The sequence below is a fragment of the Pseudomonas sp. MYb2 genome, assembly GCF_002979955.1.
Classification (GTDB): Bacteria; Pseudomonadota; Gammaproteobacteria; order Pseudomonadales; family Pseudomonadaceae; genus Aquipseudomonas.
In genome coordinates, this window is the sequence record NZ_PCQC01000010.1 from 147,848 (window position 1) to 161,235 (window position 13,388).

Genomic DNA, 13,388 nt, shown 5'->3' on the forward strand with positions numbered 1-13,388 from the left:
ATCAGCATGCCAGTCGACAATTTAGCAGTGGCCGCCAAACCCGCTGCCCCCGGACCCAAGGCCGACAAACTGGGCAAGTTCCTCAAGCGTGGCGCCACCCCGTTGGCCAAGGTTCGCCCGGCGCCGATCCGCGAATCGCTGATCGCCGCGCCGCAGCCGTTCCCGCTGTTGATGGAACCGAACGAGCCGCAGCTGGATTTGATCGAGTGGATCAAGCACAACCGCCCGCTGATCGAAGAAAAACTCGCGACCCACGCCGGCATTCTCTTCCGTGGTTTCGAGCTCGACGGCATTCAGGGCTTTGAGGCGTTCGCCGAAGCGATCCAGCCAGGCCTTTACGGTCAATACGGCGATCTGCCGAAGAAGGAGGGCGGCAAGAACACTTATCGCTCCACGCCGTACCCGGAACGCAAGATGATCCTGTTCCACAACGAGAGCTCGCACCAGGATCGCTGGCCGCGCAAGCAGATGTTCTATTGCGAGCAAGCGGCGCCGGTCGGTGGTGCGACGCCGGTGGTGGATTGCCGCTTGATGTACGAAAAACTGCCGGCGGATCTGCGTGACAAGTTCGAGTCCAAAGGCTTGCTGTATGTGCGCACCTTCACCGACAACCTCGACGTGTCGTGGCAGCACTTCTTCAAGACCGAAGACCGTGCCGAAGTCGAAGCCCGCTGCCGCGCCGGCGGTATCGAGTGGCGCTGGCTCGACAACAACGAACTGCAAACCCGCACACCGGGACCGGCGATCATTCGTCACCCGATCACCGGCGCCAAGTCATTCTTCAATCAGGTGCAGTTGCACCACATCTACTGGCTGGAGCCGGATGTGCGTGAAGACCTGTTGTCGATGTTCGGCGCCGAGCGCATGCCGCGTCACGTGTACTACGGCGACGGTTCGCCGATCGAAGACGACGTGATGCAACGCATCGGTGAGCTGTATGAAGAGTGCGCCGTGCGGTTCGACTGGCAGAAGGGCGACGCGATCCTGCTCGATAACATGCTGGTGGCGCATGCCCGTGATCCGTTCGAAGGTCCGCGCAAGATTGTCGTGGCGATGGGTGACATGTATGACCACGGCAGCCTGGAGCGCCCGACAGCCGCCGCTCAGGTGGCAATGAATACTGAGGAAAGCGGAGCATGAGCGAAGTCATGATGGACGTACAGGATCCGGGTTTCGCCCTGACACCTGAGCAACAGGCGCTGCTTGAGCGCCTGTCGAACACCGCCACCTGTGGCGAGGCCATGCGCTGGCTCAGCGTTGTCATTGACGGTGATCTCGACCCGCAACGTTTGCAGGCCGCGTTCGATAGCGTGCTGACACAGCAGCCGATGTTGTTGGCGCGGCTGGGCAAGGCTGCCGGTTTCCACGGTTTGCGTCAGGCGGCGACCGGCAGCGTGCGCTTCCCGTTGACGATCCATGCTGCCGAGCAACGCGCCGGGGACGTTCTGGCGCAAATCAGCGAATCGCTGGAACGCGCCTTTGTCGTCGGCGAATCGGCCAGTGTCCAGGCGGTGCTTTATCGACTGGCGTCACAGCAATGGCAACTGGTGCTGGGCATTGCTCGCTACAGCGCCGACGCGCCATCGTTGAACCTTGTGCTGCAACAAGTGCAACAGGTGTACGCCGGGGTTCAGCCAACCGAAGACGAGGAGTCGGGGGAATTCGCCCAGTATCTGGAATGGCGCAGCGAAGTGGTGCTCGATGAAGATGCCGCCACCGCTCGAGCGTACTGGCAGCAACACCTGCAAGGTGTGCAGACGGACATCGCAACGCCTTGGCTGGCTGCTCGCAGCGCCAGCCTCGAAGCGAGTGCTGCCGATTCGCGCGTAGCGCTGAATCTGCAGGCGGCGCAGCGTGATGCTCTGCAAGCGCTGGCCGAGCAGCTTGGTCAGCCAGTCGCCACGTTGCTGCAAGGCGCGTGGTGGCTGTTGCTCGGGCGTTTGAGCGGTCTCGATCAAGCGCTGGTCGGTCTGCGCCATGACAGCCGTGGCGACTACGAGTATTTCGCCAACGCCGTTGGCGTGTTCGAGAAAACCTTGCCGCTGTCGCTGGAATTGCCTGGCAGCGCGCGCTTCAGTGACTGGCTGGGACAGTTGGCCGCGCGTGTCGAAGAACATCGTACCTGGCAGGAATACTGGACGCCGGAACTGGCGCCCGACGCCGCGCGCCCGGCTTACGGCTTTAGCCTTGGCCAGATCGGCGTTGCCACCAACAGCAGCGGTTTGCGCTGGATCCGGGCTGAAGCCGTGCAGGTGCAACCGGATGCTTTCGAGTTGTTGTTGCAGGTGCAGCTGGACGAAAACCAGCGTCTTGCCGGCGCTGGTCTGCAGTACGCCGCTTCGCGCTATTCGCCAGCGGCAGCCGAGGCCGTACTGGATCAGTTCGGCGCACTGTTGAGCGCGATTGTCGAGGCGCCGCACACAGCGCTTGGCCAACTCAATCTGCTCAGTCACGCCGCCGAACAGCGCCTGCTGGCGATCAACCCGCCGCCGCGGATGCTGGTCGACACCCGTTACCTGCCACAGCGTATGGCTGACTTGGCGACGCATACGCCAGACGCAATCGCCTTGACCGATGCTGAGCAGCAATTGAGCTATGGCCAGTTGCTGGATCGTGCAGAAACCGTGGCTCAGGGCCTGAGCAACAAAGGCGTGGGCAAAGGCTCGATCGTCGCGCTGGCGCTGCCTCGCTCGGCGGACCTGGTCATCGCGATGTTGGCGAGCTGGCGCATCGGCGCGGCGTATCTGCCGCTGGATGTGCAATGGCCACAGGCGCGTCAGGCGTTGATGCTGGAACAGGCCAACGCAGCGCTGTTGTTGACCGATGCAGCGCACGTGACGGCCTGGCAGGATCAGCCGCACACCGCGCTGACCCTGGCCGACCTCGGCACGTCGCACGCGGTATTGCCGCGGCTGTCGACCGAGGGTAGCGATATCGCTTATGTGCTGTTTACCTCCGGCTCTACCGGTGTGCCAAAAGGCGTGGTGATCGAGCATCGGCACTTGCTCAATTATGTCGCGCAGGCCAGTCAGGCGCTGGGCCTGGAGCAGTGCAAAAACATCGGCTTCAGTTCCACCGTCGCGGCAGATTTGGGCAACACCACGTTGTTCGGTGCGTTGTTCAATGGTGCAACGCTGCATGTCGCCAGCGATGCGCAAATGCAGGACGGCGCGTTGTTCGCCGAGTACCTGCAGCAGCGTCAGATCGACGGCCTGAAAATCGTCCCCTCGCACCTTGCCGCGCTGCTTGACAATGAGCAGGCGAGCTTGCCGCACACGCTGGTGCTGGGCGGCGAGCCGATTGCGCCGACGCTGATCGAGCGCATTGTGCGGCTGCGCAGTGATTGCCGGGTGTTCAACCATTACGGCCCGACCGAAGCCACGGTCGGCGTGATGATTCATCCGCTGACCCTTGACGGCTCGGGCGGCGATTGTTCGGCGTTGAGCCAGGTGCTCGGCAACAACCAGGTGTTTGTGCTGGACGCTGATCTGCGGCTGGCGCCGGAGGGTGTGCTGGGTGAGTTGTATCTGGGCGGGGCGCAAATATGCCGTGGCTATTTGAACGCCGAGGCCGATGCGCAGACGTTCATTCAGAGCCCGTTCGATCCTGCGCAGCGTTTGTATCGCAGCGGCGACCTGGCCTGTTACCGCGCCGATGGTGCAATCCAGCTGCAGGGTCGACGTGATCAGCAGGTCAAGGTGCGCGGGTTCCGTATCGAGCTGGCGGAAATCGAAGCCGAGCTGCTGCGCTTGCCAGCGGTTGCCGAAGCGCTGGTGCTGCCTGCGGCGTCGGCCGAGCAAGGCCTGTTGGCATTTATCGTGGCGCAGCAAGGCGCTCCGGCGGGGCTGCTTGACAGCGCTCGTGCCGAGTTGAGCACGCGCTTGCCCGCCGTGATGGTGCCGCAGCATTTGCAACTGATCGAACGGTTTCCGCGTTTGGCCAATGGCAAGATTGATCGTAAAGCGCTGCAACAGTTGGCCGGCACTGCCGCCAATGACGAAGGTGAGGCGCCGCGCGATGCGTTGGAGCAATTGCTCGCTGGGCGCATGGCGCAACTGCTGGGGCTGGAGCGTCTGGGCATAGACCGTGACTTCTTTGCCGCCGGTGGCCATTCGTTGCTGGTGATCAAACTGGTGGCCGGTATTCGCAAGTTGCTGCAATGCGAAGTGCATCCCGGGCTGGTCTTCGATCATCCGACCGTGGCGTCGTTGGCGCTGGCGTTGCGGGCGGTCGAAAGCACGCCGGGGCAGTTGGAAAAACTGGCTCAGGTGCGTCTGCGTATGGATGCAATGAGCCCCGAGGAAAAGGCTCGACTGGCTGAACAAGCGCGGCAGCTGCAAGCCGCCAAGGCTGCGCAGACAAGCTGAAATAGCAAGAAACACAAGGCCGTCGCCCAACAGCGTCGGCCTTTTTTTTAAATTTTTGCGCTAATGATAAATAAACTCATTCCGGTTTTCTGGAGGTGCTGCGTCTTACTAAGGTATGTGGACAAAGCCGGTTGGCAGGGCAGCCTCGCACCGGATCTGTTCAGCAGAAAAAATTTCGCCGTTGTTTCGCCAGATGATCGTGCCCGGGGAGGGGCCGGTCGGCCACGCACTGTCATGTTGCCCAAGGGGCCATCGACAGTGTGCGGTTCTCGAGTGCAGGCAGCGGCGGGCCCGTCGGCCCAATGGACTTTCACTTTTACCAATAATAGAGAGCACGATGTCAGCAATTCATGAGTTGAAACCTCTGTTCAAGGCACTCGTCATGTCCCGCGGCTTGCGTTCGCGTCGGGTGCTGACCGGTCTGGGGCTGGTCTGTGTGTTGCCAATCAGCGCCCAGGTGATGGCGGAAGACGTCAGCATCAACATTGCGGCGCAATCGTTGCCGCAAGCGCTGCAAGCCTTCGGCCAACAGACCAACCAGCAAGTGATCTATAACGCTGACGACATGACCGGGCTCAGAAGCCACGCGGTCAGTGGCAAGATGAGCCCGCAGGCGGCCATCGCCGAATTGCTCAGAGGCACTGGGGTGCGCTACAGCATCGAAGGCAACACGCTGATGCTGGTACGTGGCAGCAACACCCAGGGCCTGGAACTGGGCGCGACCAACATCAGCGCGCAACAGGTCGGTGCGACCACCGAAGGTAGCAACTCGTACACCTCCAACGCCGTCACCATCGGCAAGGGCACCCACACCCTCAAGGAAATTCCGCAGTCGGTCACGGTGATGACCCGCAAGCAAATGGACGACCAGGACCTGGTTGACCTCAAGGACGCGCTCAACCAGACCACTGGTGTCGTGGGTCTGCAGGGGGTCGGCAAGGGTTTGATCATTTCCTCGCGCGGTTTCCAGATCGACGACTGGCAGTACGACGGCGTGCCGATCCCGCGTAACACCTATTCGCTGGGTAACTGGGCGACCCAGGATCTGGTCTTTTTCGACCGCCTGGAAATCCTGCGCGGTGCCTCCGGGTTGCTGCAAGGCACTGGCAGCCCGGGTGGCGCAATCAACCTGGTGCGCAAGCGCGGTCAGGCGGCACCGACTGTAAGCGTGACCGGCAAGGCTGGCTCGTGGGATCACTACGGTCTGCAAGTCGACGCAGGCGGCCCGCTGAACCAGGCCGGCACCATCCGTGGTCGTCTGGTAGCCGATCAGGACCAGAGCAATTCTTTCATCGACTCTGAATGGAGTCGCACCCTGTCGCTGTACGGCTCGCTGGACTTCGACCTGAGCGATGACACCACCCTGGGCCTGGCCGTCAGCCGTTCCGACGGTGATTCGCGTCCGATGATCCGTGGTCTGCCGCGATATGCTGACGGCAAGATGCCGGACGTCTCACGCTCCACCTACACCGGCGCGCGCTGGAACAGTTCGGACATCGACGTCACCACGCTGTACGCCGATCTTGAACATCGCTTCAACGAAGACTGGGCATTCAAGGTCGGTGCCGTGCGCATGACCGAGAGCAACAAGGCGAAGAACCAGCGCGTGCAAAGTGCCGGCGATGGTCTGGAAGCGGATGGCAGCGGCGTGCAGTACGCTAACTTCCTGACCGATTTCGACTCCACCAAGGTCGGCATCGACATGAACCTGAATGGCAAGTTCGAAGCCCTGTCGATGCAGCAGGAAGTGATGTTGGGCGGTAACTTTTCCCAGCTCGAAACGGACGACCAGCTCGCCCGTACTTTCAGCAACAGCAGCGACACGATCTTCAACCTGAACAAGGACCGTACCGACATCAGCTATGACAGCCTGATCGCTGCCAACGGTCGTGGCACGCTGAGCAAGTATGACGTTCGTCAGAAAGGTGTGTACGGCACCTGGCGTGTCAAACCGGTCGACGATCTGACCCTGGTGCTGGGCTCCCGTGTCAGCTGGTATGACTTCAGCTACAAATCCAAGGCGCAATCTTCGTTCGGCGGCATCACCAAGAACGACCCAAGTACCGCGACTGAAACCGGCGAAGTCACGCCTTACGCTGGTATCGTCTATGACCTGAGCCGCGAGTGGGCGGTTTATGCCAGCTACACCGACGTGTTCCAGCCGCAGACCAACCGCGATGTCAACGGCACCGTGCTCAAACCGGTTATCGGCAGCAACTATGAGATCGGTCTCAAGGGCGAGTTGATGGACGGTCGGGTCAACACCTCGTTGGCACTCTTCCGCTACGACCAGGAAAACCGTGCGATCAACGACATTGCCGGTGGTTTCGAGTGCGATGGTTCGTACTGCTCGACCGCTTCGGGCAAAGTGCGCAGCCAGGGTATCGACGCCGAGATCAGCGGCGAAGTGGTGCAAGACCTGCAACTGTTTGCCGGCTACACCTACAACACCACCAAGTACATCAAAGATCCTAGCAACGAAGGTCGCGTGTTCAGCACCTGGACGCCAAAACACATGCTGCGCATGTGGGCCAACTACCAGTTGCCGGGTGAGTGGAATCGCGTCAGCACCGGCCTGGGCTTCGTGACCCAGAGCCATACGCTGGGTTACGAAGGCACCTACGATGTTGCGGGTTACACCGTATGGAACGCCCGCGTCGGCTACCAGCTGACACCTGAGGTCGGCCTGGCGATGAACGCCAACAACCTGTTCGACAAGAAGTACATTGCGGCCGGTTACAACCAGCTCGACGGCAACAACAACTTCGGTGATCCGCGTAACGTGATGTTCTCCGTGAAGTGGACCCCTCAGTTCTGATGCACTGAAGGCCCTTCACCGAAGCGGCCCACGCTCCTCTACAGAGGGCGTGGGCCGTTTTTTTTGCCCGTCTGCAGCTGAATCCCGCAGGTTATGCGTCAAGTCACGCAAAAAAAAACGCAGAAGCCAGCGCTTCTGCGTTTTTGTTTGTCAGGATGAAAATCAGTTTTTCAGTGCCGCCTCGCACGTCAGGAACACCGATTCGAAGGACTCCAGCAACGACTCACCGTAAATCATGCTGCGGTGGGGCAGGGTGGAATGCACCGAGCCTTGCAGTCGTCCGCTGACGGTGTGTTCACGCAGCACCTGTTCCGAGTGCAACACCTGTTCCAAAGTCTTGTGCGACAGCGACCACCAGCAACTGGCCTCGACCTTTAGCGTTGGCAGCGTGAAGGCGTCGTAGGATTTCACCAGCCGATCATGGATCTCGAACGCCTGGGCATTCATGATTTCCTGTTTGATGGCGTCCAGTGTCGCCACCATTTCCTGTTCGCTGGTGGCAGCCTGTTGGCTGGCCCACTGGTAGAAAGCCTTCAGATCGGTCTGCGGATTCTCGGCGAGGAAGCGTGCCGCCGCTTCGTGCAGATGAGCGAACATCAGACTGAACATTTCCACAGCCGTCGCCAGCTCATTCTGTGCGCTGAAGTACTCGGGATTTTCTTCTTCCAGCGGTTTGCGCGGCAGATCGGCCGGCAACAGGCTGTCCGGCAAGGTGGTATCGACCAGACCGAGGAAGCTCACTTTACGTCCCTGACGCTCCAGTTCCGCAGCAATGTCCATGGCGATGGAGCCGCCGAGCGACCAGCCCATCAAGCGATACGGGCCGTCCGCCTGCTTGTCGATAATCTGCCGGGTGTAGTCGGCGATCATCTGCGCCCAGGTCTGGGCGTGGGCGTGTTTATCGGCGAAGCCTGTGTGCATCACGCCGAAAGTGCGCGCGTGTTTGCTCAGGCGTTTGGCCAACGGTTGGTAGCAGAACACGATGCCGCCGCTGGGATGCAGGCAGAACAGCGGCGGGGCGCTGGTGGCCGAGGCCGAGAGCTCCACCACGCACTGGGCTTGCTGCTGGTGTTGCGTGGCAATGAATTGCGCAAGGGTTTCGACGGTGGCGTGGGCGAGCATTTGCTGCAAAGCGAGTTTGATCCCCAGGCGCGCATTGAGCGCGGCAATAAACTGGATGGCCAGAATCGAATGTCCGCCCAATTCGAAGAAATTGTCGTCGAGGCCGACCCGGTCGACGTGCAGGGTTTCCTGCCAGAGCTCGGCCAGCGCTTGCTCCAACGCAGTTTCTGGGGCCTTGAAGCGATTCTCTGACTGATTGAAGTCAGGCAGCGGCAACGCCTTGCGATCGAGTTTGCCTGTCGGGCTGACGGGCATGGCTTCCAGTATCAGCAGATGGCTGGGCACCATGTAGCCGGGCAGACGGCTTTTCAGTTCAGCCTTGAGGGCTGCGCGCAGTTGATCGTGCTGCTCACTCGACAAATCACTGGCGCTCGGCACGACATAACCGATCAACTGCATCCCGGCCAATCCTTCGCGAGCAAGGACCAGGGCTTCGCGAACAGCCGGGATTTGCAGCAGGCAGGATTCGATTTCACCGAGTTCGATACGGAAGCCGCGAATCTTCACTTGATGATCGAGTCGGCCGACATATTCGATGACGCCATCGGCACGATAACGTGCCAGATCACCTGTGCGGTACAGGCGCCCGCCCTGCGTGCTGAACGGATCAGGCATGAAGCGTTCGGCGGTCAGTTCCGGGCGCTGGAAATAGCCACGGGCCAATAGATCGCCAGCAATCACCAGCTCGCCGACGACGCCCACCGGGACTGGTTGACCACCGCTGTCCAGCAGATAAATGGCGCGTCCAGCCAAGGGGCGGCCGATCGGCATGGTTTTCGGCAGTGGCATTTGCCCGGTGACGTAATCCGTGCAATCGAGCACCGTGGCACTGACCGTGGTTTCCGTAGGGCCATAGGTGTTGAGCAGGCGCACATGGCCAAGTCCCGCCTTGCCCCACGCCGCCACGCCTTCCGGTGGCATGGCTTCGCCGCCGACGATCACCTGGCGCAACGGGCCGTAGTCACGCACACCGGCAGCGGCAAAATCCCTCGCCAGCATGTTCCAGTACGTGGTGGTCAGGTCGCTGACCGTGAATTGCTTGTCGCGCAACTGCCGGTACCAGGTTTCGCTGTCCCAGATGTCCGGCCCGCGCAGTACCACCGACGCGCCGCAGATCAGCGCCGGGTAGAGCTGTTCGACGAAGGCATCGAAGTTGAACGTGGCAAATTGCAGCGATCGATCGGCGGCTGTCAGGCCGAGGAATTGCAGGGCGACTTGCGCGTGTCGGGTCAACGCCGCCTGGGTAATCCCCACACCTTTTGGTCGGCCGGTGGAGCCTGAGGTGAACATCACATATGCCAGGTTATGGCCATGGGTACGGCAGGGCGGATTGTCGCTGTGCGTGCTGTCGAGGAGGTCGAGTTCATCGACGCACAGCACGCTCACCGCGGCTACCGAAGGCAGGCGCTGGAGCAAAGAGCGCTGGCTGAGCAGCACGCTCAAGCCGCTGTCTTCGATCATCCAGGTCAGGCGTTCCTGCGGGTATTCGGGGTCGAGTGGCACGTACACGCCGCCGGCCTTGAGCACCGCCAGCAGGCTGACGATCATCCGCGCCGAACGCTCGACCGCGATGCCCACCCGCACTTCCGGGCCCACGCCATAGCCGATCAGGGTCTGCGCCAGGCCATTGGCTGCCGAGTTGAGTTGGGCATAGCTCAGGCGCACGTCATCGCAAATCAGCGCGAGGGCATGCGGCGTGGCCAGTGCCTGGCGTTCAAAGAGCTGATGCACGCCTGCGCTCGGCAATGGCGCAACGGCTGGGTTCCATTGTTCGCGTTGCTGACGGCACTCGGTGTCACTCAGCAGCGGCAGTTCGCTCAGGGCAACATCGGGATTTGCGGTGATGGCGTGCAACAGGTTCTGCCAATGTCCGGCCAACCGCTCGATGGTGGCGGGGCGGTACAGGTCGCGGCTGAATTCGATGTTGGCGTCGATGCGGTTCAGGGAATAACTGACGTCCAGCGACAGGTCGAATTTCGCCTGGCCGCTGCCGGCATCGACAAAGTCCAGGGTCAATTCGCCCAGGTTCAGCGGCACCGAGGTGCCGCCGTCCGTGCGCCAGTTGAACAGCACCTGGAACAACGGATTGATCTGCTGACTGCTTTGCAGTTGCAGGTCGTCGAAGCTCAATTCCAGGGGGTAGTCGGCATGGTCGAGCGCGGCCAGCGATTCGCGGCGCAGACGCAGCAGAAAGTCTTTGCAAGGCTGCTGCGGGTCAATCCGCACGCGATAGACCTGGGTGCTGACAAAGAATCCGACCAGATCCTGAATTTCACTTCGGTTGCGTGTGGCGTTGGGCACGCCGACGGTGAAATCGTCCTGGCCACTGTAGCGGCTCAGGAGCAATTGCCAGGCGCCCAGGGCGACCACAAAGGGAGTCAAACCGTGCTGCTGGCAGAAGCGATTGAGTGCTTGCGCCAAGGTGGCGGGCAGGCTGAAGTCGTGTTTGCCGGCCGCATGGCTGTGCTGGTCATTGCGCGCAAAGTCCACCGGCAGATCCAGCGGCGGCAACGTCTGGCCCAGATAATTCTGCCAGTATTCGGCGCTGGTCTTGCAGGCCGGGCTGTGCAGATAGTCGCCACGCTGCCAGTCGGCATAGTCGGCGTACTGGATGGCCGGGCGCGGCAGTGGCGCGCTCATGCCCATTGCCGCTTGCGCGTAGGCGCGGGTCAGGTCCTGCATCAGAATCGCGTTGGACCAGGCGTCCGAGGCGATATGGTGCATGTTGAGCAACAGCAAGTGCTCCGTGTCGGCGACTTGCAGCAGTGTCGCGCGCATCAGCGGCGCCTGCTTCAGGTCGAAGGGCTTGGCGGCCTCTTCGGCAGTGCGCTGGGCAAGCTGCTGTTCGCGCGCTTCAGCGCTCAGCCCGCGCAGATCATCGAAGCCCAACTGCAGCGTTGCGTGTGCATCGACCACCTGCATGGCTACCCCGTCGATCTCGACGATCGCACTGCGCAGGACATCGTGGCGTTCGATGACTTTATTCAGCGCCATTTCCAGATGCTGTGCTTGCAGGGAGCCGCTCAGGCGTACGGCGCGTGGCAAGTTGTAGGCGGCACTGTCAGGTGTCAGCTGTTGTACGAACCACAATCGCTGTTGCGCGAAGGAGAGGGGGGCCGGGGCCGGGTGGGGACGGGCAATGATGCCTTGGGATTGCTCGCCGGCATCTGCCATCAGCAGCGCCAGTACCTCATCATCGAGTAAGTCGTTCATCGGGCTCTCGTGGTTGGCAGCACCGTGAGCGCTGACGGCGTTGCCGACAGTCGGGTCCACGGCGATAGACATTCGGATTGAAGGCCGGCAGGACGGGCGTCCGGCCGGCTGCAAAGGTGCAATCGATCAAGCAGTCTCGAGGGGCTTTTTGTGGGTGACCACTCGGCCTCCCTCCATCCTCACCAGTTGATCGGCGACGTCGAAGTAGCGGTCGTCGTGGGAGATCACGATGATGGTCTTGCCCATCTGTTTCAGCTCCGGCAGCAGCTCGGTGTAGAAGATGCGCCGGAAGGCCGGGTCCTGATCGGCAGCCCATTCGTCGAACACCAGCACCGGACGTTCTTCCAGCCAGGCGTTGATCAGCGCCAGGCGTTTGCGCTGGCCGGTGGACAGATCGGTGGTACTGAAAACACCGTCGTTGATGCTCACCTTGTGCGCAATCTCCAGGCGTTCCAGATAGCGGCTGGTGTCGGCCGGCACTTGTTTGTCGCCCTGTACCAGTTCATCGAACAGGTAGTAGTCGGCGAAGATCGTGGTGAACAGTTGGCGATAATCATCGCGCGCCTGGGCATCGACCACCTGGCCATTGAGCAGGACTTCCCCGCGTTGCGGCGCATACAGGCCCAGCAACAATTTGATCAGGGTGGTTTTGCCGCCGCCGTTCTCGCCGACGATGAACACGATGTCACCCTGCGCGATGTTCAGATTGACCGGACCCAGCTCAAATGCAGCGCTGCCCTGAACCGGCGGGAAGGCGTAGTGCACGTTGTGCATTTGCAACTGTTGCACTGCGGTTTTGCTCGCGGGCGTCGACTCGCGCAGGAGCAAGTGCGGTTCCGGCGAGGAAAACTGCTCGGCCAGTTCGGCAATGCGTTTGAAGGCAATGTTCGCGCGACTGACCACCGGCAACGTGGTGACCAGATATTCCAGTGGGCCTTTCATGTACAGCAACACCAGCACGAAACCGCTGAGCACGGCTTTGTCGGTACCGAGCCAGAACGATTGCAGCGCGAGGGCCAGACCGATCACCACGAAAAACAGCATCGAGCCAAAGGTTTTCGCCACCACGAACGTGTTGATCGAACGGATGTGTGTGTTACAGATGTAATCCGCCGTGCCCTCGATGCGCTGGCTGAACATGCGTTGGCGGCGCGGGCGATGAATACGCAATTCCTTGGCACCCGCGGCGATCGCGCTGTAGTGCTTTTGCAGTTCGTCCTCGGCTTCTCGTGCCGCTTCGAAACCTTTGATGCCTTTGGCCCGCGCAATGTATTGAACGACGGTGCCGATCACGATCGCGATCAACAGCAGGGCAAACATCGGCAGGGACAGGTAGGCCAGGTAACCCAGGCAACCGAGGGTGACGGTGAAAGCGATCGCCAGCGGCGCAAAGGAAAACGCGAAATCACTCACGGTGTCGACGTCATGGGTCAGCACCGGAATCAGGCGATGACTGCGAAACCGCTCGATCTGTTCGATAGGTGCCAGCAGGACTTTTTCGCCGAGTGATTTGCGCAGGCCGGCGATGATGTGCTGGCCAACATGGTTGGTGCCGATGTCCGACAGAATCGAAGTCAACAAGGCAAACGCGCAGAGGCCGGCAAACGTCAGCAGCACTGTCGCTGACGGAACGCCGCTGCCGTTCAGGGCTTTGTTGATGGTCGCCAGCAGTGCGGTGACGCTGACGCCACCAAGCATGCCGAGCAGGATCGACAGCGCCACGACGACCCGGTAAGGCTTGAGCAGGCCGAGGACTTCACTGATGGCTCCGCGCGATTTTGTGGTCATGGAGGTTTCCGCTTCTAGTGCCGCTAACGGCATCGTTTCAAGGATTGGGCTGGTTAAAAGACGAAACCCGTGGGCGGCGA

Annotated in this window: 5 protein-coding genes (1 of these 5 cut by a window edge); 3 read left to right on the top strand and 2 right to left on the bottom strand. The window is 61.1% G+C overall.

From position 1 onward, the window contains the following. The 3 genes from CQ009_RS18195 to CQ009_RS18205 form a co-directional block, all read left to right on the top strand. On the top strand, positions 1-1,140 hold the 3' end of the coding sequence (locus CQ009_RS18195; protein ID WP_105707964.1) for a non-ribosomal peptide synthetase. 12,387 nt of this gene lie to the left of the window's left edge; 1,140 of the gene's 13,527 nt are visible here — the last part of the coding sequence; its start codon lies off the left edge, out of view; it ends in the stop codon at positions 1,138-1,140. Continuing rightward, entirely contained in the window at positions 1,137-4,367 is a 3,231-nt protein-coding gene (locus CQ009_RS18200) for a non-ribosomal peptide synthetase (protein ID WP_105707966.1), read from the top strand. The genes CQ009_RS18195 and CQ009_RS18200 overlap by 4 nt, the downstream gene beginning before the upstream one ends. Before the next feature lie 337 nt (positions 4,368-4,704). Beyond that, positions 4,705-7,185, top strand: coding sequence for a TonB-dependent siderophore receptor (locus CQ009_RS18205; RefSeq protein ID WP_105707968.1), 2,481 nt, complete (start codon positions 4,705-4,707; stop codon positions 7,183-7,185). Positions 7,186-7,347: 162 nt separating this feature from the next. On the opposite strand, the gene CQ009_RS18210 is transcribed toward CQ009_RS18205, so the two are convergent. Then, entirely contained in the window at positions 7,348-11,520 is a 4,173-nt protein-coding gene (locus CQ009_RS18210) for a non-ribosomal peptide synthetase (protein ID WP_105708034.1), read from the bottom strand. Positions 11,521-11,646: 126 nt separating this feature from the next. Continuing rightward, positions 11,647-13,308 carry a cyclic peptide export ABC transporter gene (locus CQ009_RS18215; protein WP_105707970.1) on the bottom strand — a complete coding sequence of 554 codons (1,662 nt, stop codon included), beginning with the start codon at positions 13,306-13,308 and terminating at the stop codon, positions 11,647-11,649. Positions 13,309-13,388: the final 80 nt, after the last annotated feature.

Excerpts from the sequence above, each read along its gene's own strand:
- CQ009_RS18210 (WP_105708034.1), bottom strand. The coding sequence starts at position 11,520 with ATGAACGACTTACTCGATGATGAGGTACTGGCGCTGCTGATGGCAGAT.
- CQ009_RS18215 (WP_105707970.1), bottom strand. The coding sequence starts at position 13,308 with ATGACCACAAAATCGCGCGGAGCCATCAGTGAAGTCCTCGGCCTGCTC.
- CQ009_RS18205 (WP_105707968.1), top strand. The coding sequence starts at position 4,705 with ATGTCAGCAATTCATGAGTTGAAACCTCTGTTCAAGGCACTCGTCATG.
- CQ009_RS18200 (WP_105707966.1), top strand. The coding sequence starts at position 1,137 with ATGAGCGAAGTCATGATGGACGTACAGGATCCGGGTTTCGCCCTGACA.